The 20,380-nt window shown below is 35.6% G+C and carries 21 protein-coding genes and 2 pseudogenes; 10 read left to right on the forward strand and 13 right to left on the reverse strand.

Annotation, left to right across the window (positions count from 1 at the left end; translation table 11 throughout):
* Nucleotides 1-148: 148 nt before the first annotated feature.
* Nucleotides 149-382 (reverse strand): annotated as a pseudogene (locus EZY12_04460) (adenylate/guanylate cyclase domain-containing protein).
* Nucleotides 383-557: 175 nt separating this feature from the next.
* Between EZY12_04460 and EZY12_04465 the strand changes: the two are divergent.
* Together EZY12_04465 and EZY12_04470 are read left to right on the forward strand one after the other, a co-directional pair.
* Nucleotides 558-1,154, forward strand: coding sequence for a GNAT family N-acetyltransferase (locus EZY12_04465; GenBank protein ID QSX68938.1), 597 nt, complete (start codon nucleotides 558-560; stop codon nucleotides 1,152-1,154).
* Between the two features lie 330 nt (nucleotides 1,155-1,484).
* On the forward strand, nucleotides 1,485-2,036 hold the full coding sequence (locus EZY12_04470) for a hypothetical protein (GenBank protein ID QSX68939.1): 552 nt from the start codon (nucleotides 1,485-1,487) through the stop codon (nucleotides 2,034-2,036).
* Between the two features lie 13 nt (nucleotides 2,037-2,049).
* Here EZY12_04470 and EZY12_04475 read toward each other — a convergent pair whose 3' ends face one another.
* The 4 genes from EZY12_04475 to dcm form a co-directional block, all read right to left on the reverse strand.
* Nucleotides 2,050-3,183 (reverse strand): histidinol-phosphate transaminase, encoded by a 1,134-nt coding sequence (locus tag EZY12_04475; protein ID QSX68940.1) that lies wholly within the window; start codon nucleotides 3,181-3,183, stop codon nucleotides 2,050-2,052.
* A 45-nt stretch (nucleotides 3,184-3,228) separates the two neighbouring features.
* Nucleotides 3,229-3,861: an alpha/beta hydrolase gene (locus tag EZY12_04480; protein ID QSX68941.1), complete on the reverse strand. Its 633-nt coding sequence runs from the start codon at nucleotides 3,859-3,861 to the stop codon at nucleotides 3,229-3,231.
* 131 nt (nucleotides 3,862-3,992) lie between these two features.
* Nucleotides 3,993-4,190, reverse strand: a complete 198-nt coding sequence (locus tag EZY12_04485; GenBank protein ID QSX68942.1) for a type II toxin-antitoxin system HicB family antitoxin — start codon at nucleotides 4,188-4,190, stop codon at nucleotides 3,993-3,995.
* Nucleotides 4,191-4,385: 195 nt separating this feature from the next.
* Nucleotides 4,386-5,324: a DNA (cytosine-5-)-methyltransferase gene (gene dcm / locus EZY12_04490; GenBank protein QSX68943.1), complete on the reverse strand. Its 939-nt coding sequence runs from the start codon at nucleotides 5,322-5,324 to the stop codon at nucleotides 4,386-4,388.
* 291 nt (nucleotides 5,325-5,615) lie between these two features.
* Here dcm and EZY12_04495 point away from each other — a divergent pair, with 291 nt between their 5' ends.
* Nucleotides 5,616-6,059 (forward strand): hypothetical protein, encoded by a 444-nt coding sequence (locus EZY12_04495; GenBank protein QSX68944.1) that lies wholly within the window; start codon nucleotides 5,616-5,618, stop codon nucleotides 6,057-6,059.
* Nucleotides 6,056-6,661 carry a DUF4935 domain-containing protein gene (locus EZY12_04500; protein ID QSX68945.1) on the forward strand — a complete coding sequence of 202 codons (606 nt, stop codon included), beginning with the start codon at nucleotides 6,056-6,058 and terminating at the stop codon, nucleotides 6,659-6,661. Before EZY12_04495 ends, EZY12_04500 begins: the two co-directional genes overlap by 4 nt.
* A gap of 66 nt (nucleotides 6,662-6,727) precedes the next feature.
* On the opposite strand, the gene gor is transcribed toward EZY12_04500, so the two are convergent.
* Nucleotides 6,728-8,107, reverse strand: coding sequence for a glutathione-disulfide reductase (gene gor / locus EZY12_04505; GenBank protein QSX68946.1), 1,380 nt, complete (start codon nucleotides 8,105-8,107; stop codon nucleotides 6,728-6,730).
* Between the two features lie 79 nt (nucleotides 8,108-8,186).
* Complete coding sequence (locus EZY12_04510; protein QSX68947.1) at nucleotides 8,187-9,002, reverse strand: sulfurtransferase; 816 nt, start codon at nucleotides 9,000-9,002, stop codon at nucleotides 8,187-8,189.
* 66 nt (nucleotides 9,003-9,068) lie between these two features.
* Between EZY12_04510 and EZY12_04515 the strand changes: the two genes are divergently transcribed.
* The 3 genes from EZY12_04515 (at nucleotide 9,069) to glmU (ending at nucleotide 12,461) form a co-directional block, all read left to right on the forward strand.
* Nucleotides 9,069-9,953, forward strand: a complete 885-nt coding sequence (locus tag EZY12_04515; protein QSX68948.1) for a hypothetical protein — start codon at nucleotides 9,069-9,071, stop codon at nucleotides 9,951-9,953.
* A gap of 350 nt (nucleotides 9,954-10,303) precedes the next feature.
* The gene (locus EZY12_04520; protein QSX70511.1) at nucleotides 10,304-10,987 is read left to right on the forward strand and encodes an HD domain-containing protein; all 684 of its coding nucleotides are present in this window, start codon (nucleotides 10,304-10,306) and stop codon (nucleotides 10,985-10,987) included.
* Nucleotides 10,988-11,105: 118 nt separating this feature from the next.
* On the forward strand, nucleotides 11,106-12,461 hold the full coding sequence (gene glmU / locus EZY12_04525; GenBank protein QSX68949.1) for a bifunctional UDP-N-acetylglucosamine diphosphorylase/glucosamine-1-phosphate N-acetyltransferase GlmU: 1,356 nt from the start codon (nucleotides 11,106-11,108) through the stop codon (nucleotides 12,459-12,461).
* A 53-nt stretch (nucleotides 12,462-12,514) separates the two neighbouring features.
* On the opposite strand, the gene EZY12_04530 is transcribed toward glmU, so the two are convergent.
* The 4 genes and pseudogenes from EZY12_04530 to EZY12_04545 form a co-directional block, all read right to left on the reverse strand.
* Complete coding sequence (locus EZY12_04530) at nucleotides 12,515-12,850, reverse strand: DUF5615 family PIN-like protein (GenBank protein QSX68950.1); 336 nt, start codon at nucleotides 12,848-12,850, stop codon at nucleotides 12,515-12,517.
* On the reverse strand, nucleotides 12,843-13,157 hold the full coding sequence (locus tag EZY12_04535; GenBank protein QSX68951.1) for a DUF433 domain-containing protein: 315 nt from the start codon (nucleotides 13,155-13,157) through the stop codon (nucleotides 12,843-12,845). Before EZY12_04535 ends, EZY12_04530 begins: the two co-directional genes overlap by 8 nt.
* Nucleotides 13,158-13,381: 224 nt before the next feature.
* The gene (locus EZY12_04540; protein QSX68952.1) at nucleotides 13,382-13,888 is read right to left on the reverse strand and encodes a hypothetical protein; all 507 of its coding nucleotides are present in this window, start codon (nucleotides 13,886-13,888) and stop codon (nucleotides 13,382-13,384) included.
* A 14-nt stretch (nucleotides 13,889-13,902) separates the two neighbouring features.
* Nucleotides 13,903-14,169, reverse strand: a pseudogene (locus EZY12_04545) (GNAT family N-acetyltransferase).
* A gap of 143 nt (nucleotides 14,170-14,312) precedes the next feature.
* On the opposite strand from EZY12_04545, the gene EZY12_04550 reads away from it, so the two are divergent.
* The 3 genes from EZY12_04550 (at nucleotide 14,313) to EZY12_04560 (ending at nucleotide 17,286) form a co-directional block, all read left to right on the forward strand.
* Nucleotides 14,313-15,248, forward strand: a complete 936-nt coding sequence (locus EZY12_04550) for an AccI family restriction endonuclease (protein QSX68953.1) — start codon at nucleotides 14,313-14,315, stop codon at nucleotides 15,246-15,248.
* Between the two features lie 6 nt (nucleotides 15,249-15,254).
* Nucleotides 15,255-16,748, forward strand: a complete 1,494-nt coding sequence (locus EZY12_04555) for an N-6 DNA methylase (GenBank protein ID QSX68954.1) — start codon at nucleotides 15,255-15,257, stop codon at nucleotides 16,746-16,748.
* Between the two features lie 115 nt (nucleotides 16,749-16,863).
* The gene (locus EZY12_04560) at nucleotides 16,864-17,286 is read left to right on the forward strand and encodes a DUF29 family protein (protein ID QSX68955.1); all 423 of its coding nucleotides are present in this window, start codon (nucleotides 16,864-16,866) and stop codon (nucleotides 17,284-17,286) included.
* 29 nt (nucleotides 17,287-17,315) lie between these two features.
* Here the strand turns inward: EZY12_04560 and EZY12_04565 are convergent, their stop codons facing one another.
* Both EZY12_04565 and EZY12_04570 read right to left on the reverse strand, forming a co-directional pair.
* On the reverse strand, nucleotides 17,316-18,908 hold the full coding sequence (locus EZY12_04565) for a 2-isopropylmalate synthase (protein ID QSX68956.1): 1,593 nt from the start codon (nucleotides 18,906-18,908) through the stop codon (nucleotides 17,316-17,318).
* A gap of 205 nt (nucleotides 18,909-19,113) precedes the next feature.
* A complete protein-coding gene (locus EZY12_04570; protein QSX68957.1) occupies nucleotides 19,114-19,635 on the reverse strand; it encodes an NYN domain-containing protein in 522 nt (173 codons plus the stop codon).
* Between the last annotated feature and the right edge of the window lie 745 nt (nucleotides 19,636-20,380).

Genomic DNA, 20,380 nt, shown 5'->3' on the forward strand with positions numbered 1-20,380 from the left:
TTGAGTTATTACTTATTAGCGTTGGTATCATGTTAATTAAAAACTTAGATCTTATTCAAGAAGCAGTTTAGAAGTTTTGGGCGCAGGCCCTGCGCCCCTACGGAACTGCTGTATTCTTCTTTTTTTCCGCACCCTGATACCAAACCAATTATTTTATGGGTTCTGATGTCACCATGAAAGTTAGAACTGTTTCATCTATGCCTTTTAATTCTAAGGGACTACCTTTAGTAATTTCTGCTTCCTGTAAATAATCGGCTACAGCAGCAGAAACTAGAATAGTACCAGGAACAGCCGCGGCTTGTAAACGAGCAGCAATATTAACACTTGGACCAATGGCTGTATAGTCAGCACGCTGGGCGCTACCAAACATCCCGACAACGGCTCTCCAGATTCCCAATTAGAGAAATTTTTTAGCCCTAATCCGCTAAGATATTTTGTTTAGCTAGATTTTACTACCTTGATGATAAGTTACTCTAGCTACTTTCTAGGAATTTAGAATTTAGAATTTAGAATTTAGAATGAATACAGCTATAAATCAAATTAATCCCTAACTAGCTTTGAAATCCTGGTTTTTTAACCCTACCCAACCCCTACCCAACCCAGAAACCGGTACTTTACCTGTTGGAAAACTCCAAATTCGCGTAGCTACACCTGATGATTTTATAGATATTGCCCAAATTGTCGCTGAAAGCTTTCACTCCCAGGAAGGTTTATGGGGTTGGGCTTTCCCTTTGCTTCGTGTGGGTATTTACGAAGATATCAGGCATCGTCTCAAGTTTCCCACACCCCATCACATTTGTTTGGTTGCTGTTGATGCTACCACTGAAGATCAGAAAATTATGGGAACTATCGAAATGGGTGTCAGGGTTACTGATTCTTGGGCTATTGTCAATCCAGGTTTCCCTTATCTGTCTAATTTAGCTGTTCACCCAAGGTACCGCAGATTGGGTGTAGGTTCTAGTTTGTTGATTCGCTGTGAGCAAATCTCCCAGGACTGGGGATTTCAAGACTTGTATCTCCATGTTTTGGAAAATAATCATCATGCCCGTCAGCTTTATTTTAAGTTGGCATATCGAGTATATAAGGTTGAATCTCCTTGGGAAGCATTTTTCCTTAATCGCTCACGTCAGATATTACTACATAAACATATATAGAAGGAGTCACCGAGTCACCGAGTCACCGAGTTAAGAAGAAGGGAGGAAGGAAGGAAGGAAGATAGTGGGAGTTAAGAGTTTCTGGGTGTATGGCTTTTGACCTAATGTTTGTGCCTCATTTCAGTAGCTATCGCTATATACCAGGGAATAGGTGCTTTTTCTGGGTCAACTGCTTCATATTTTCTAGTTTATCTGCATAAAAACTTTATATAAAGATTACTCTGGGTTGAGTTAAATCCAGGCTTAATCCCATAGAATAATAGGTGTTTATTTCCTAAAATAAATTACGAAGAGTATATATTACTAAAAGCGTAAAAATTCTCACACAATATGGATAGCGCAAAGTGTAGACGCTATCAAACTACTATGGGGTCAAATTGTTACGCTTACAACAGTGTTATTAATCAAATTACCATACCAGATGGAACTGAGCAATACAATGGAGCGAAGATCCTCAAGCTGATTCATGGTGGCAAGATTTTCATGGTTAATAGTCGGAGAAAGAATGGGTTAATACTCTTTAAAGAATACTATGCGGAGTTTGCTGGACTTGGAGCAGCAATTGGTGGAGATTATGATAGTGATTGCCAAGGGGTTTTACCCATAGGCAATCTATCTTTGTTGACTCCTGAATCTCATGAAGATCGTCAAAAAGCTTACTTGATTCGAAGACAATGGATTCGCTTAATTAAGCAGATTACAGAGAGTCCAGTTGCTAAACAACGAGTACAAAAGATTCTTGATCAGTTTGACGTGTTTTTTCCTGCTGAAATAGTGGGTTATATCCCAGATGAAGCTTTTGCTATGTTGGTGGGGGTGCTAACACAAACTGTAACGATAGTTCGTCGTGCAGGTATTGAAGCAGGTGCTGATGAGTGGTAATTGCTCTCTATTCTTATAAAACTGATTGTATTCGTTCTAGAGTGCGCGTGTTTTCTGCTGGTGTACCGATAGTGATTCGTAAACCATTGGGCAGAAGTCTAATCAAAGTCCCCTGATTTCTAAGTTTTTGGTTGAGACTTGTTAAAAATGTAGCTGGTGTGTTAGAGACATCAGTTTTAATCCGCAAGTAAATAAAGTTGGTGGCACTGGGTGTGATTTCTAAGGTTGAGTGTGCTGATAAAGCTGTGATCATTTTGGTTCTTTCACTCAGGGTTTGGGCTATTGACTGGAGTAAAAGTTGCCGATTTTCTAAAGCCATGAGGGCAGCGGCAATGGAAAAGCTGGGAAGGTTATAAGGAAGACGGACTTTTTCTAAAATAGCGATCGCATCTGGATGTGCGATACAATAACCTACACGCATGGCAGCCAGACGGAAGGCTTTGGAAAAAGTCCGTAATATTATCCAGTTAGGACGTTGTAATAATTCTCCTGCTAGGGTAGTTTGACTAAATTCAAAGTAAGCTTCATCAATAACTACTAACATCTCTTCTGGTAAATTTTTTAACCATGTTAATTCTGCTGCTGTTAAACAATTGGCAGTGGGGGAATTGGGATGAACTACAAAAACAACCCGAATAGGAGGATTTTGTGTTTGTGTAATGGCAGATTTGGCTGCTTCTAAATCGGTTTCAAAGTTATTTTGATTTCTGCCTACTGTGACTACTGGAATCCCTAAAGTCTGCGCTAAAATTCCATACATGGAAAAGGTGGGATTGGCGACTAAAATAGAGCCTTCTCCTCCTAGACAGGTGGCAATTAATAGCGAACGAATTAGTTCATCTGAACCGTTACCGACGGAAATATTAGCAGCGGTGAAGGGGGAATTTGCCAGGTTTGCAGATTCATTGACATATTGGGCGATCGCATTTTTAAGACTTTCATGTCCACCATCAGGATAACGATTAGTTTCAATAACTTGTTGATATGTCCAAGCTAATTTTTCTTTAATTTCTGGTGGTAAATCTAAGGGACTTTCATTAGTATCTAATCGGTCAAATTGCATAGCTACAGGTTCGGCACTATCACTACCAGGATGAGCTTTATAAGCGTTAAGTTGAGATAAATCGGAACGAATAAATTTAAGCATTTGTTGTTAGTGGTCAGTGGTCAGTGGTCAGTGGTTAGTTGTTGGTTAAGGTAATTGACAGAATGAGGAAATTGCTTGCCAAATTTCGGGGGTGACATTGCCTAAGCTATGATCACTATTGAGTTCTATTAATTCTACCCAAGGACGGGAAATAGCGAAATGGCGACTAGCTTGGATAGGAATGACTTCATCATGTTTACCATGTAAAATTAAGGTAGGAAGGGGACGTTGTAATAAGTTTTCTGAATATTGGTGAGCATCGGTAACAAAATTATAATGTAATGGTAGTAATTGTTGATAGCCATAATGGTAAATCATCATATATTTTGTTAATTGCCATACTTTTAATCCTCTTCCTAATTTTGGCAACCAGTGGGATAAAAAACCAAAAGCGGGCGCTAGTAAGATTAAATTTTGGACTTGTAAATATTGTTGGGCTATGTGGGCTGCGGTTAGACCTCCTAAACTAGAACCAATGAGAGTAACGGGTTGAGAATCTGGAGGAAATTGAGTGGCAATTTGTTGGATTTGGCGCGTTATGGTTAAGTGAGAAAATCCGCCATTATTTAAATCAGGGACAGAAATGGGTATTTGTAATTGTGTTAATCTTTGTTGAATATCTTGGGATTTTGTTGATTTGGGACCAGAAGCGAAACCATGAAGGTAAAGGTAATTCATGATATGATTGAAAAATATAAATTATTACAGCATACTATATCTATTATTTATTGACATCAACTATATTGAAAATTGGAATTACCATCCTTCTCTAACTAATATTTCTGATAACTTTTTCCCCGATATTGCTTTCATATACTTAATTCTACTACTCTGTCAGAGGGGCTAATATTTAGGGGTTCATCATCTGCATATAAACTGATTACCTCTTTAAGGTTCTCCAATACTTCTTCAATAGTTTCTCCTTGAGTGTAACAGCCATGAAAAATTGGAACTTCAGCCCAATAACCACCTTCTTCGGCTGTATGAATTATTGCTTTTATTTTCATAAGGGTTTTCTTGAAAATATGAGTGTGATTAATATAATTATATACAAAAAATCATTTTATGTCGATAATAATTTTTATAATGTTACATGAACGCCGTTGATATAAATATTTGATTTAATTTAGGTTTTCATGGGCATTTCACACCCTAGTAGAAGCAAAACCATGAAGATAGAGATAATTCATAGTTAGAGAGTTTTATATTGCATTAATAACAGAATCAATAACAGTAGCTACACAAGGAATAGCGATCGCATTACCAGCTAATTTCCGCATGGTTTGATAACTTCCCACTATTTTATAAGATTCAGGGAAACCTTGCAATCTTAACATTTCTCTTTCAGTTAATCTTCTTTCTCCATTTACTAATAAATAATTATAAGATGCTCCTGCTCTCAATGCACAGGAATAAGGATATACACTAATATTACCAGATTTGTTTTCATGCCATATTGTTGGTTCCTCATATTTTTGCTCAGGTTTGACTTTTTGTAACCGATTCTGGCGAATTTTCTCAGACGCATAATAAAAGTCAGAAACAGACTTTTCTAATATTTCTGATAAAGGCTGCATGGGCATTTTGATTACTGGCCAATTAAAATTATGATGATGATTTTGATTTCTTAAGCCAACTATCAAAATTCTTTCTCGCTTTTGCGGTAAACCAAAATTAAGGGCATTCAGGATTTTATACTCTGTATAATATCCCAATTCTTTTAATGTATTAATAATTATTTTTAACGTTTTTCCTTCTTGATGCCCTTTTAATTGTTTGACATTTTCTAATATAAAAGCTGAAGGCTGTTTATTTTTAATAATTCTGGCAATATCAAAAAATAATGTTCCTCTTGTATCTTCAAAACCTTTAAGTTCCCCACAAATACTGAAAGGTTGACAAGGAAAACCACCTAATAATATATCATGGTCAGGAATATCATTTTCATCAATTTTCGTAATATCTCCTATGGGTGTTTCTCCAAAGTTTTCTGAATAGATTTTCTGGGCATTTATATCAATATCACTAGAAAAAACACATTGAGCCTGAATTTTATAATTATGACAAATCCTTTCAATTGCTAATCTAAATCCACCTGTACCGCTAAATAAGTCTATAAATTTTATGCTGTTATTTATCATGCTATTATTCTATTCAGGAAAATCTCATAGTATATTTTATCATTAAAGATTACTAATTTTGGAAATATTGAATATTATAAACAAACTTTACATATTGAGATAAACTTAGCCTATAAAAGTTAAAAATTACTTAATGGTATCTCCAGATTTAAAAACAAGTTTAATCAACTTTTAGTGGTGAGTTAATATCGAGACAGAACAAGATTTGAGAGTAAGCCTTATGCAAAACTAGATATTAATTGTGTTATAATAAAATAGTTTCAATTTTACTTAAATAACAGGTAAAATACCATGTTAAAAATACAACCACCAACCGTAATTGATTTTTATCCGGCAATTGTTGCTAAAGATAAAGATGATCACCCTATTTTAATGATAGATGTGAGATTTTCCGGTGTGTATTCTTCCCCGGATCTTGATATCTTAAAAATGGAAGCATATCAATATATTCCTTTCTTAATGTTTGTTAATTCTAATGTTATGAGAATCTTTAAAAGTCCAACTTTTACAGAAATAGGAAGATTTGATACCAAGCAAGTGTTATCATTCTATGATCCAGAGAGTATTGAAGCAATCATATATCAATCTACTTTAATCACTTTAATTCAAGCATGGTTACATGATTTATCATATCATTGGAAAAGTCAAAATCCTCCTTATATTGAGCAAATGAAAGAAATTGGCTTATTTGCTCTTTTGGTTGATGGAACTACAGAGGAGTTAGACTTATTATGATTATTATTTACTTAGAAACTAATTCAATTATGGCAATTGCCAAAGGAAGAAACAAAGAATTAGAAGATTTTGTTTATCATTCTTCAGACAATCTGAAATTCATTATTCCTAGTATTTGTTTAATGGAAACCTTAGTAGCAATAGAAAGAGAAGAAAAACGTAGTCAATCTTTTTCTCAAACTATTCAGATAGAAATGAATGAAGGTAAACGCAATAAAGAATTAACTAGCTCTCAATCTTTTGTTAATTATTTAGACCGCTCTTTAGTTGATCATCAAAAAATATTACGAGACTTTAGGAAACGTTTTTTGCATATTATCGAATATTTAAAAAATCATGGACAGTTAATTGAATCAAGCATTGAAATGTTAGAAACTACTTTAAATATTCCTTTACTTCCTGGGAAAAATCAAAGGAGAGATGATTTTATTTTACAGGTTATTCTAGCTCATGCTCAAAATAATTTATCACTTACCAAAGCTTTTTTTAGTGAGAATACCAAGGAATTTTGTAATACTAATATTCAACAGGTATTAGCTAGTTATCAAATTACTTATTTTAGTAAAATTTCTAATTTATCAGGATGGTTAAATGAAATATGACTACTTATTATTGATTCAGATATTCAGATCTCCGACTTCTTGAAGAAGTCGGGGATCTTGTTATTATTATCTCATCGTTACAAATTCCTCTGCTGCTGAGGGATGAATACCTACGGTTGCATCAAAGTCAGCTTTAGTTGCGCCCATTTTCACTGCAATAGCCACACCTTGAATTATCTCTGCGGCGCTATCTCCCACCATGTGAGCGCCTAAAATCTTATCAGTGTTAATATCTACTATTAACTTCATCATGGTTTTTTCTTGCTTACCTGGCAAAGTGTAGTACATGGGACGGAAGCTAGTCCGATAAATTTTGATACTATCATCACCGAATGTTGCTCTAGCTTGGGCTTCTGTCAAGCCGACTGTAGCTGCTTCTGGGGTAGTAAATACGGCTGTAGCTACGGTTTCGTGACTAAATTCGCGGCGATTGTTACCAAATTCAGTATCAGCAAAAGCCCGTCCTTCACCAATGGCGACAGGGGTTAAATTTAACCTGTCTGTGACATCACCAACGGCATAAATATGGGGTTGGCAAGTTTGACTATATTCATTGACAGATATAGCATCTGAGGTACTGTATCCTGGTTCTTCTTCAGAACTGGGAACACAATTAAGTTGGGCATTTTCTAAGCCTAATCCTTCAACATTGGGACTGCGACCGGTGGCTACTAAAAATACATCAGCAATAATTGGTTCTTGATTATCTCCAGATAAAGTTAATTTCAGTCCTTCTTCCACTTTTTCTATGGCTGTCACTTCAGTATTTTGGATAATGCGAATCCCATGATTAGTCATTCCTTCTTGGATACTGGTGCAGATATCTTGGTCAAAACCACTGAGAATTTGCTCTTTGCGGATAATTTGCGTAACTTCACAACCCAAACCGCGCATGATACAGGCAAACTCACTACCAATATAACCAGAACCAATAATAGCGATATGTTTGGGTTGGGTTTTTAGATGGAAGATTTCATTGGAGGTAATACCGTGTTCTATCCCTGGTATGTCTGGTTTAACGGGACGGCCGCCCACAGCAATTAAAATTTTCTCGGCTGTATATTTTTTGCCATCAACTTCTACGGTATGAGGGTCTATAAAAGTGGCCCGACCAGAAATTAGTGCGACTCCGGCTTTCTCTAAAAAGCTGATATGAAGTGCTGAGAGTCTGCGGACTTCGTTATCTATGGATGTAATAAAATGTTCCCAATCAAATTTTACATCGCCCACAGTCCAACCATAACCTGCGGCTTCTTGGAATTGGGCAGGAAAGTGAGAACCATAAACCATGAGTTTTTTAGGTACACAACCGCGAATTACGCAAGTACCACCTACTAAATCATATTCGGCGATCGCCACTTTTGCACCATAACTAGCCGCCCGTTTAGAAGCAGCCAAACCCCCAGAACCAGCACCAATCACAAACAGGTCGTAATCAAAAGTCATAATTTTCTACTTTTTAACTAAAAATAGGCTGTTGAACTATATATAGTCAGATTGCCCAGATTTAATCTAGCGTAACTGATTAATAACTAATCCAATCACTCCAACTACCAGCATAAAGTTTAGCGGGGGGAATTCCAGCTATGGCTAAAGAAAGTAAATTTACACAAGCTGTCACACCAGAACCACAATAAACTAAAATTTCTTTACTGGTATCTATGTTTTGCCAACGTTGAGATTGTTCTGACTGTGGAAGTACAGAACCAGAAGTATCAGTTACTTCTTGCCAAGGATAATTAACAGCACCGGGAATATGGCCAGCAATTTTATCAATTGGTTCTTTTTCGCCCCGATAGCGTTCCCCTTCCCTAGAGTCTATCAAAACTACATTTGGATTATCTTTGTGATTTTTTACATAAGTAAAATCTACAACTTGATCCTTTTGTAATTGGGGAATAAATATTCCTCTTGCAGCAGTAGGTATTACATCTGTCACAGAATAACCTGCTTTTTGCCAACCTGAAAAACCACCATTTAAAACAGCTACTTGCTTATGTCCTAAATACCGCAATAACCACCATAAACGAGATGCAAAAGCAAAGCGAGAATCATCATAAGCTACTACTAAAGTTTTTTGGGAGTTCACCCCAATGGCTGATAACTTTTCTACTAATTTTGTGGTATTTGGTAAGGGGTGTCTGCCCCCATGTTCTTCTACAGGACTAGATAAATCTTGATTTAAGTCTAAATAGTAAGCACCTGGGATATGATTAGTTTGATACTGTTGTTTTCCTAATTGAACATCAGCTAAAGAAAACCGACAATCAACAATCACAACTTGAGGATGATGAAGATTTTCAAATAGCCATTCTGAAGAAACAATAAATTGATTACTCATGGGTAATTGATAATTGGGGAAGATATTTTTCTTTCAACTGACAACTGACTACCGACAACTGACAAAATGTTTACACCTCAACAAACACAAGATGGTTCTTTTACTTTATTTTCCACAGAATTTAATGAAGCGTTTCATAGTCACTATGGAGCAAAACAGGAGAGTTTACTGAAGTTTGCTGTTCCGACTCGACTACCAATATTAGCAGAGACGGGATTTGTGCGGCTGCTAGATGTTTGTTATGGTCTAGGATACAATACAGCAGCAGCTTTACAGACAATTTGGCAAGTAAATCCTCGTTGTCATGTGGAGGTGATAGGTTTAGAACTAAATCCCGCAGTACCCATAGCAGCAATCAGTTATCATTTATTTGATAGTTGGGACGACAAGTATATAAAAATATTAACTCAAATAGCTTTTGAACATCAAATCCAAATAGATCATCTGCAAGCTACTTTACTAATTGGTGATGCTAGAAGCTTAATTTTACAAGTACATGAATCAGGCTTTCAAGCAGATGCAATTTTTCTTGATCCCTTTTCACCCCCACATTGTCCGCAATTATGGACTGTGGAATTTATCCAAAAAGTATCAGAATGTTTGCATTTAAATGGGTTGCTGGCTACTTATTCCTGTGCTGCGGCTGTACGAACTGCATTGTTAGCTGCTGGTTTGGTGGTCAGTTCAACTCCACCGATAGGAAGACGGACTTCGGGAACTATCGCTGGACATCCCCAATATACTGAAGAATCAAATATATTCTATTTGCCGCCTCTTTCCCAAGTTGAAGCAGAACATTTATTGACTCGTGCGGCTATTCCTTATCGAGATCCCAACTTAAGTGATACTGCTGAAGTGATACTCAACCGACGACAACAGGAAGCACAAGCATCTACTCTGGAATCAAGTTCACAATGGCATAAAAGATGGCATAAAAGATGGTTAAAATAGGGATTGAAGGCACATTATGTATATTTACTGAAAATTTAACGGATTGTTAAAGATAAGCTCTTTACTGAAATTAATATTGATGTAATAATTTTTAATATATTCAATATAATATGTAATCAAGATATAACAGCACAAGTCAACGAACTATTAAGTAGGTAGGCACAATTAAATATAACATGGGCAGGCAGGATGCCCACCCCACGAGAATATTATTGGGTATTTATTTCCGTCTATCTATTTATAAAGTTGACAAACTTCTTATAAAATCCGTTCTTTTAATTTTTAATTTCGCCCTGCGGTAAATTATCAAATAACTAGGAAGTAATTTCGTGACACAAGAAGTAAATTTAATGTTGGAAGTAGCAGCACTGTTATCTGCTGAAATTAAATATAATATGACTACAAATACTTACGATTCTATAAGTTCTAAAACATCAGATATTTTAGAAAAGTATCCAAATTTAGAATGTACTGATCAACTATTACTTTTCTTTGCTGTAGCTATTGGTAGTCGTGATCCTAATACAGGTAATCACTGTGAAAGGCTGGTGAAAATTGGTTCTGAATTTGGTGCATATTTGCAACTTTCACCTTTAGAAATTAGAAATTTGAATTGGGGTGCCTATCTTCATGATATTGGTAAGATAGCTACTCCTGATGCAGTTTTATTAAAAAATAGAAAACTTACTCCAGATGAATGGGAAATTATGAAGCAGCACGTTGTAATTGGGGAAAGAATTTGTCAGCCCCTGGTTAGCATAAAAGGTGTACTTCCTATTATCCGCCATCACCATGAACGCTGGGACGGTTCAGGTTATCCAGATGGAATCAAAGAACATGAAATACCCTATATAGTACAAGTATTTCAAATTATTGATATTTACGATGCTTTGATTAGTGAAAGACCTTATAAAAAAGGTTTGACTTCAGAAGTAGCAATTTCACTAATGAGGAAAGAAGCTGATGCTGGTTGGCGTAATCCTGAACTAACAGAAAAATTTGCCGCATTTATTCTTTCCAGCCAAACAATCTAATACAACATGGGAGATTTTGCCTTGACGACCAACAGTTAACGATAATTAACTGATATGATTTGACCTGGAAGGGAGTAAATCAAAAAAGTATTTATCGCAAATTTACTGATACATAATTATGGTTGTTGTAGCAATTCTCGCGGCAGGAAAAGGAACAAGAATGAAGTCTAATCTACCCAAAGTTTTACATTCTTTGGGTGGAAAATCTTTAGTTGAGCGTGTTATTGAAAGTGTCGAACCTCTTTCACCATTACGCAAATTAGTGATTGTTGGTTATCAGTCTCAGGAAGTAAAAAGGGCTATGGATTCAATTCAGGGCGTGGAGTTTGTAGAACAGACTGTACAATTAGGCACAGGTCATGCTATCCAACAATTACTTCCCCATTTAGAAGGTTACACTGGGGATTTATTGATTTTAAATGGTGATGCTCCCTTATTGCGGACAAAAACTTTAGAAAATCTCTTACAAATTCATCAAGAAAATCAAAATTCCTGTACTATTCTCACTGCACAATTAGCAAATCCTCAAGGTTACGGACGGGTTTTTCGGAACAGTGAAGGTATTGTTCAAAAAATAGTTGAGGAAAAAGATTGCACTCCTAACCAAAGAGAAAATGACCGGGTAAATGCTGGTATTTACTGTTTCCGTTGGCCAGATTTAGCGGAGTTTTTGCCTCAATTACAAGCTAATAATGCCCAAAAAGAATATTATCTGACTGACGCTGTAACTCAAGTTGGTAAAGTTATGGCTGTAGACGTGAAAGATAATCAAGAAATTTTGGGAATTAATGATAGATTGCAATTAGCGACAGCTAACGATATTTTACAAAGACGGATTAAGGAAAAATGGTTGTTAGCAGGTGTGACTTTAATTGATCCTGCTAGTATTACTATTGATGAAACGGTGGAATTGCAAGCAGATGTAATTATTGAACCGCAAACTCATTTGCGAGGAAAAACGGTGATCAAATCTGGTAGTCGGATTGGTCCGGGTAGTTTAATTGAAAATAGTGAATTAGCTGAAAATGTCACTGTTCAATATTCTGTAATTACAGATAGTTTGGTGCAAGCAGGAACTCGCATTGGTCCTTATGCACATTTGCGAGGTCATGCGAAAGTGGGTGCTAATTGTCGAATTGGTAATTTTGTGGAGTTGAAAAATACCCAATTAGGCGATCGCACTAATGTAGCACACTTATCATATTTGGGTGATACAACAACAGGAACTCAGGTCAATGTCGGTGCGGGGACAATTACCGCTAATTATGACGGTGTGAAGAAGCATAAAACAATTATAGGCGATCGCACTAAAACTGGTTCTAATAGTGTTTTAGTTGCACCTATAACGGTGGGAAATGATGTCTACATAGCCGCAGGTTCAACGGTGACGGAAGATGTCCCTGATGATTCTTTAGTAATTGCAAGAAGTCGTCAAGTAGTTAAACCTGGTTGGAAGATTAAAACTGAAAGTTAATGTTTTATGGGGTGCGTTTTTAACGCACCTTTTTACTACAGCTATTTAGTTGTTTAGAGATATTCAATTCTACCTTTCATCTCCTCAAGAGTAGCGACTTCATAAAGCAAGATCAGCATCCGAATAATGTAACCAATTGATTTTATATCTTTACGACAATAAACAATACCACTATGATCAATTCCTTGATGATTGAGAATCAGAAAATCATCATCGTGGGTAACTAGCACGCGAAACTGTTCCTTAGCAAAATTTAACTGCACTATATCACTCTTTGCTAAAAGATTTACACTCTGTGTAGTTGTCACATCAATACCAGCCTGTCTCAAAGATAAAGCAATATCAGGATCAACATTTTCATCAAGGTGAAATTGAATGCGTTTAGGCATATTTTTTCATCGCATTGAGTTTTTCCTGTAACAGCGAATGACTATTGAGACGTTCGGCTTCAGCATAAGCTTCTGCATCAGCAATTTGCTGGTCAATTTCTTGGCGATGTTCATAGTAAAATGCCATTGCTATATGAACTGATCCTAATGAAAGCTGATATTTACCAGCAATTTCTTCTAAGGAATGTCCCATGCGAAGATACATAATAGCCACATCTGCAACTGTAATTCTAGTACCAGTAATACATGGCTTACCACTACGAATCCCAGGAGTGACTTCAATATATTTATCCAAGTTGTTTTCCATAAATATCCTTATTTAGCAACTAGCTTTAGTTTAAACCAATCTTATACTTATTGCTACATTGGTTAATTTTTCGCCATTGAAAGTTTCGTGGATTAGGTTCTTAACGCACCTTTTTATAGCTATTTTCAGGTAAATGAACTACAGTTTTTGTTTCGCGCAATCTCTCTTAGAGATCCCGCAGGGTAGATGCAAAGGAGCAAAGACGCAAAGGAAGAAATACATTTTTATGCGGAAATTTGATTAATTCCTATTTGATAAAATATCTGTTCTTGTACTGAATTTGCAGCAGATACAGCTATTTCTTCCCAATCACTAGCTAATAATAAAATGCTCAAAAGTGACTTTAATAAATCCCGATTAGATATAAATTTTTCAACATTATATAATTCATCTTGCTTTAAAATATCTTGCAGTGCTGATAAAGCCACAGGTTGGGGTAATTGTAGTCTTTGAATCAAGCGTTTTTGTGCTACTTCTAAAGCCGTTTTTTCCCCTATACCCAAATTCCATTCTTTTATGAGTAACCGCAGTTCTCGGTTGAGTGATACGCGCAACTGTGTCATTCTTCCAAACATTCCAGGATTTTGTAATAAAGCGGGAATTGCTAAACCCCAATCTAATCCTGCTGTCACGTCGCAGTCGGTTTCATCTTCAATTTGAATTGCTTCTTGAAGGGATACTGGGTTAAAAAGTAAATTAATAGCTTCAGCTACATTTTGGTTATTATTCATAATTACTCCGTGGATCATTTTTGTAGTCGTAACATACCATATTCAAAATAGGTAAGATTCTCGTATTCTTCATCAATACCAAGATTGAGCATATTTTGGTTTTCATAAAATCGTTCCGCAGTTGGAAGTGAATGCAGTCCAATTCTTCCACCATAACCTAACTCTACACTTCTGAGTCGTGCATATCTCAATAATGCAGTACCTACACCTTTGTATCCTGGTGGACGTTGTATTTCTTTACGATTCCAAGGTGCAGAGGTAATGTACTGGATATATACTAAAAAATTATCTAAATTTTACAAAAGTTATTTACACAACTAAGTAAAGTATGGTAATAATCATATTTCTACTGGATTAAATTTTTATGAACAAAGATTTAGTGTAAAATCCAGTAAACATAATTTTTGAATTAAAGGTATAATTAATGCACCCCTTTGAAGAAGTTTTATCAGTATCGAAAGAAAATATTGAACTTGAATTAAAATGTATAAACGAAATTAGTTGGGCTGACTTTTGGTTAAATCCAAGACGTTTAAGGGGCAGTGATTTTTTGATGCGTTGGTCTCAAGGTGTTTGGAGTGAAAAACGCTTAACTGATGCCATTAATCAGACTAATGAGTTTTATGCAATTCCTTATGGACCAAGCGGAACAGCCCCTACAGATGACGTAAGGGCATTTGAACTTTACTTTGAAAGACTAGAAGCTGCTGGACTGGGGAAAATAAAACGTCCTGATTTATTGATTTTTAAAATAGAAGAAAAATCCTATGTTGATGATTTCTTAAAAGATATTGGTGGTAGTGAAGAATTACCTTTTATAGTTGAAAATGAACTACAACCTCTGATTAAAAAATCACTTATAGCTGTTGAATGTGAAAATTCACTTTGGGTTGCCGAAAAAATGCCTGATTATAATAAAGAAATGAAACCTCAAAAAAGACTTGGAGGTAAAATAGGATTGTCTAAAAGTGCTGTTTTACCAACAGTAATTATTAAAGAAGAAGATCGGATTCCATTACATAAATGGCAAATAGAAAATAAAATTCCTATCCACATTTGGCACGTTTTTTTTGATAAAGCTTATGGGTTATCTCTTGATCAGGCTGAACACCTTGTCAAAGAAGGTTTAATTGAGCCAACAATTCAAACCTTTCAAGCTCCAGGTGGAGCAACAACTAAAAAAGCCATTTACAAATTTTATTATCATTATGCTTATCCTCTAGGAATTTCAACAGAGCGACCCACTTTAGTACCTAATTATATCGAAGACAAAAATGGACATATTTTACCTTATGTAAAATTTGTAGGAGGATCACTTCAGATTAACGAAGATGCTTTAAAAATTCTCAATAACCTTTAATAAATTATGATTCATCAAAAACTACCTAATAACTGGCAAGAAAGAGAAAAATTACGTGATAAAGGTCAATTTTGGACACCAGAATGGGTGACAAAAGCAATGGTTTCCTATATAGTAAAAGATACAAATTTAGTGTTTGATCCCGCTGCTGGAAAAGGAGCTTTTTTAAATGCTTTATTACAAACAAATCCCTCTATTAATTATTATGGAATTGATATAGATGAATATGTTTTAGAAGATGAAATTTATCACAAAAATAATTGCTTTGTAGAAATACGTGATTTTATTAAAAATCCTCCACAGAAAAAGTTTAACGCAATTATAGCTAATCCACCTTACATCAGACATCACCGCATTGATGAAAAGATGAAACAATTTCTAAAAGAGCTTTTTATAAAAATTACAGGTTTTACAATTGATGGTAGAGCAGGTTATCATATTTACTTTTTTATCCAGGCATTAAATTTACTTGATAAAAATGGAAGATTAGCTTTTATCATGCCTGCTGATACTTGTGAAGGAATTTTTTCTCAAAAACTGTGGCAATGGATTACTAAAAATTATTGTCTTGAATGCGTTGTTACATTTCATGAAAATGCGACACCTTTTCCAAAGGTTGATACTAATGCGATTATTTTTTTTATTAAGAAATCTGAACCTGTCCAGACGATTAAATGGATAAAGGCTAATGAAGCTAATGAAGAACTTTTCAATTTTGTTAAATCGGATTTTACAGATACAAATTATATAACCCTAGAAATTGATAATCGAGATTTAAAAGAAGCATTAGCAACAGGTTTATCAAGACCTGAACACAATAATTCTAATTGTAAATATCACCTCAATGATTTTGCAAAAGTGATCCGTGGTATTGCTACAGGAGCGAATGATTTCTTTTTTTTAACAACACAACAGGTAGAAGAACTGGCAATTCCCAAAGAATTTCTTAAACTCGCAATTGGACGAACAAAAGATGTAACAGGAGATAAATTAACTATTGAAGATATCAAAAAACTACAAGAAAATAACCGTCCAACAATTTTACTTTCAATAAATAGTAATGATGATATCCCTGAATCAGTTGCTAAATATCTTCAAGAAGGTGAAAAATTAGGTCTTCCTAACCGTCCCCTGATTAAACAACGTAAATTGTGGTATAAAATGGAATATAGAGAAGTGCCACCGATATTATTTGCTTATCTTGGTAGGAGAAATTCCAGGTTTATTAAAAATGAGGCTGGTGTTGTACCATTAACAAGTTTTCTATGTATTTATCCTATTTATGATGATGAACTATATATCACTAATCTTTGTGAAGCTTTGAATGATCCTGAAACAATTCAAAATCTCAGACTTGTAGGCAAAAGCTATGGTTCTGGAGCAATTAAAGTTGAGCCTCGTAATCTTGATAAAGTTCCCATTCCAGAACACATAGTAGATAAATATAATTTAAACAGACAAAAATATAAAACTAAAAGTCAGCAACTTGAACTATTTTAATAATCGGTAAATAATGTATAATTAGAGAAATTAAATTTTGTATAAATCAAAGTTCTATAGGGTGTTTTAGGCTAGATAGATAAATCTCAATAAACCCAAAATTATCAAATTTAACATGGAAGAACTACTAGAAATTAAACAACTCCTAGAACAAGGAAAAATCAATGAAGCTTTACTGTTAGTGGATGAATTAGAAGAAATGAGCCTCAGTGATAAAATCAATAAAATTGATAGTTATGGCGTAATTCTCCTCATTCATTTAATCAAACAAAAAGCTGAAAAACGTTCCACCCGTTCTTGGGAACTTTCCATAGAAAATGCAATGCGGGAAATCAATAAAATTAACAAGCGCCGCAAATCTGGAGGTGTTTACTTGAATCAAACAGAATTAATGGAAATTCTCCAACAAGGATATCAAGTAGCACTAAAAAGAGCGGCGCTAGAAGCTTTTGAAGGACGTTATGAAACCGAAGAATTAGCAGCTATGGTTAATGAACAAGAAATTTTATCTCAGTCGCTGGAATTGATTCAAAAATAGAGACGTTTCATGAAACGTCTCTACATCCTCTATGCTGTTACTTTTTCTTTAACTTCCTTGTGCAAAGCTGCATACAATCTATTCAGTGCATTCACATAAGCCTGAGCCGATGCGACAATAATATCTGTATTGGCTGCATGACCTGAAAATACACGGGATTCATGACGTAAACGAATTGTCACTTCTCCCAAAGCATCAATTCCCCCGGTGACAGATTGCACAGAAAACTCAATCAACTCATTCGGTACATTAACTACTCGATTGATAGCTTTGTAAACTGCATCTACAGGACCTGTACCAATAGCTGCATCAGTTAATTCTTCCCCGTCGGGAGTGCGGAGTGTCACAGTAGCGGTAGGTTGGGTATTACTACCACAGGAAACCTGTACCAACTCAACTCGAAATAACTCTGGTGCTTGTTGGATTTCATCATTGACAATGGCTTCCAAATCCCAATCAGAGATTTCTTTCTTTTTATCGGCTACGTCTTTGAATTTGACAAAGGCTTTATTCAGTTCGGTTTCTGATAGTTCAAAACCCAATTCTTTCAAACGGGTACGAAAAGCATTTCTGCCAGAATGTTTACCCAATACTATTTGATTGTCTGATAAACCAATTATTTGGGCATCCATAATCTCATAAGTGAGTTTATTTTTCAAAACTCCATCTTGATGAATACCAGATTCATGTGCGAACGCATTTGCACCCACAATAGCCTTATTTGGTTGCACCAACATTCCTGTTAAATTGGAAACCAAACGGGAGGTTTTATAGATTTGTTTGGTGTCAATATTGGTGAGTGGTGCTTCCGAATTTTCAGCGCGTCCCAAGAAAGGATTGAAATATTGTCTGCGGACGTGCAAAGCCATGACTAATTCTTCTAAAGCTGCATTTCCGGCTCTTTCTCCAATCCCATTGATGGTGCATTCTAGTTGACGAGCGCCATTTTTCACAGCTTCTAAAAAGTTAGCAACTGCTAAACCCAAATCATTATGGCCGTGAACCGAAATAATGGCTTTATCAATGTTGGGGACATTGGCAATAATGCCTTTAATGATGGCCCCAAATTCGCTGGGAGTAGTGTAACCTACGGTATCAGGAATATTCACAGTTGTTGCCCCAGCCGCGATCGCTCTTTCCAAAACTTGATACAAAAATTCAGGATCAGATCGTCCGGCATCTTCAGGAGAAAATTCTACATCATCGGTGAAGGTTTTGGCATAAGCGACCATTTCTTCAGCGATCGCAATTACTTCTGGTCTGGTCTTTTTTAACTTATATTGCAGGTGAATATCAGAAGTAGCAATAAAAGTATGAATTCTGCCTTTAGCAGCAGGTTTAATGGCTGCTGCTGCGGCTTTAATATCATCATGTCTGGCTCTGGCCAAACTACAAATCACGGGACCATTTTCTGTTCCCACAGTTTGGGCAATTTTGCTAACTGCTTCAAAATCCCCAGGACTAGCGAAAGCAAATCCAGCCTCAATAATATCTACTCCTAAACGTGCTAGTTGTTTAGCAATAACTAGTTTTTCGTCTATGTTGAGAGTTGCTCCTGGACACTGTTCTCCATCACGCAATGTTGTGTCAAAGATGATAATTCTATCGGCTTGTTTGCTCATTAGCTTAACCTCGTTTAGTTTTGAGAGTGGGCTGAATAAAAGAAAATAACGGAATTAGAATTAATCAAATCTGGTTTGATTTGTCAGTCATATAAAACTTATGATCATGACTGACTGCTAATTCCTAAATTCTTTCTTGATAAAATAGTTAGAACTGTGAAGCTTATATTTTAACTTGGAGATTTGTAAATAAATACTCAGGTAATTAACCGTCAGTTTTTTCTATTCTCTCTCTAATATCGTTCAAATCTATATATCTATCAGTAGCATTACGTAATTCTCTAGCAATCATGCCTTCAGTTGATACTACCGTAATATGGGTATTTTTTGAGCGTAATAGTTCGATAGCTCTTTCAAAATCACCATCTCCGCTGAATAATACAACTCGGTCATATTGATCTACCGTATTAAACATATCAACGACAATTTCAATATCTAAATTCGCTTTTTGGGAGTAACGACCGGAAGCATCATCATAATACTCTTTGAGGATTTTGGTGCGGACTGTATATCCCAAACTGATGAGTGCATCTCGAAAACCCCTTTGGTCTTGTGGGTCTTTTAGTCCAGTGTACCAGAAAGCATTGATTAATGTAGTGTCTGACTGTTCGTATTTGAAGTATTCTAAAACGCGCCGGGGGTCAAAAAACCAACCATTTTTTTGTTGAGCATAGAACATATTGTTTCCGTCTACAAAAATAGACAGACGATTCATTGGAGAACCCATAAAAATTTACACCTAATAATAGATAAGAATGTTAGAGGGAATAATAGATTATAGCAATTATCAAGTAGTAATTTCGCTAATATCTTGAAAGTACATAATGATGTATAAACATTATCTTACCTCTTTTAAAGCCAAAATTTGGACAAAATATCCAAGTTAAGATCCGAATTATTTAACTTGTTTCACCTCCGGGACTTGTAAATATGTTGTCTGATCAAAATCTACCAATAAAATTGACCTAGTAACAGGATTCTGAAGTAGATGATATCCAATTTTACTCCTAAAGAGGTATGTATAGGATTTTGGTTAGGGAATAGGATAATCTCATCAATAGATTTTTTCATCAACTATAGGGATGATTTAAGAGAATTATCAATGCTTCAGGAGAGAGAAGACTATTGAGGATACGCATCTAGGATAGTCAAAACGAATACAGAATAGGCTTTTGGTGAGATTTGGAATGGTTAGTTTATTTACGCCGCAGTCTACTATTATTTGAATAATACTCTATTACACTAGTCTGAATAAGTTAATGACTCCAAATATAAATTTTTATGACAACTAACCTGATCTGCTATCACAGAGGCGGGTTCAGCTACATAAATATGGGGTTGTATCTGTATATAATTTTTGTCCGGCGAATATACCAGTATGAGTTGGATGGAAATTAAAAAATAGGCAAAAAACGGATAAGATGCTCATTTAAGTCATAAATTTGAAGTTTTTAGCAATCGAATAGGGTTCT

Origin of the sequence: Dolichospermum sp. DET69 (assembly GCA_017355425.1) — a bacterium.
In the GTDB taxonomy this organism is placed as follows: domain Bacteria; phylum Cyanobacteriota; class Cyanobacteriia; order Cyanobacteriales; family Nostocaceae; genus Dolichospermum.

Excerpts from the sequence above, each read along its gene's own strand:
- EZY12_04560 (QSX68955.1), top strand. The coding sequence starts at position 16,864 with ATGGAAGAACTACTAGAAATTAAACAACTCCTAGAACAAGGAAAAATC.
- EZY12_04530 (QSX68950.1), bottom strand. The coding sequence starts at position 12,850 with ATGCCTAAACGCATTCAATTTCACCTTGATGAAAATGTTGATCCTGAT.
- EZY12_04520 (QSX70511.1), top strand. The coding sequence starts at position 10,304 with ATGTTGGAAGTAGCAGCACTGTTATCTGCTGAAATTAAATATAATATG.
- EZY12_04495 (QSX68944.1), top strand. The coding sequence starts at position 5,616 with ATGTTAAAAATACAACCACCAACCGTAATTGATTTTTATCCGGCAATT.
- EZY12_04485 (QSX68942.1), bottom strand. The coding sequence starts at position 4,190 with ATGAAAATAAAAGCAATAATTCATACAGCCGAAGAAGGTGGTTATTGG.
- dcm (QSX68943.1), bottom strand. The coding sequence starts at position 5,324 with ATGATAAATAACAGCATAAAATTTATAGACTTATTTAGCGGTACAGGT.
- EZY12_04480 (QSX68941.1), bottom strand. The coding sequence starts at position 3,861 with ATGAATTACCTTTACCTTCATGGTTTCGCTTCTGGTCCCAAATCAACA.
- glmU (QSX68949.1), top strand. The coding sequence starts at position 11,106 with ATGGTTGTTGTAGCAATTCTCGCGGCAGGAAAAGGAACAAGAATGAAG.
- EZY12_04540 (QSX68952.1), bottom strand. The coding sequence starts at position 13,888 with ATGAATAATAACCAAAATGTAGCTGAAGCTATTAATTTACTTTTTAAC.
- EZY12_04570 (QSX68957.1), bottom strand. The coding sequence starts at position 19,635 with ATGGGTTCTCCAATGAATCGTCTGTCTATTTTTGTAGACGGAAACAAT.
- EZY12_04535 (QSX68951.1), bottom strand. The coding sequence starts at position 13,157 with ATGGAAAACAACTTGGATAAATATATTGAAGTCACTCCTGGGATTCGT.
- gor (QSX68946.1), bottom strand. The coding sequence starts at position 8,107 with ATGACTTTTGATTACGACCTGTTTGTGATTGGTGCTGGTTCTGGGGGT.
- EZY12_04475 (QSX68940.1), bottom strand. The coding sequence starts at position 3,183 with ATGCTTAAATTTATTCGTTCCGATTTATCTCAACTTAACGCTTATAAA.
- EZY12_04510 (QSX68947.1), bottom strand. The coding sequence starts at position 9,002 with ATGAGTAATCAATTTATTGTTTCTTCAGAATGGCTATTTGAAAATCTT.
- EZY12_04555 (QSX68954.1), top strand. The coding sequence starts at position 15,255 with ATGATTCATCAAAAACTACCTAATAACTGGCAAGAAAGAGAAAAATTA.
- EZY12_04515 (QSX68948.1), top strand. The coding sequence starts at position 9,069 with ATGTTTACACCTCAACAAACACAAGATGGTTCTTTTACTTTATTTTCC.
- EZY12_04470 (QSX68939.1), top strand. The coding sequence starts at position 1,485 with ATGGATAGCGCAAAGTGTAGACGCTATCAAACTACTATGGGGTCAAAT.
- EZY12_04550 (QSX68953.1), top strand. The coding sequence starts at position 14,313 with ATGCACCCCTTTGAAGAAGTTTTATCAGTATCGAAAGAAAATATTGAA.
- EZY12_04500 (QSX68945.1), top strand. The coding sequence starts at position 6,056 with ATGATTATTATTTACTTAGAAACTAATTCAATTATGGCAATTGCCAAA.
- EZY12_04565 (QSX68956.1), bottom strand. The coding sequence starts at position 18,908 with ATGAGCAAACAAGCCGATAGAATTATCATCTTTGACACAACATTGCGT.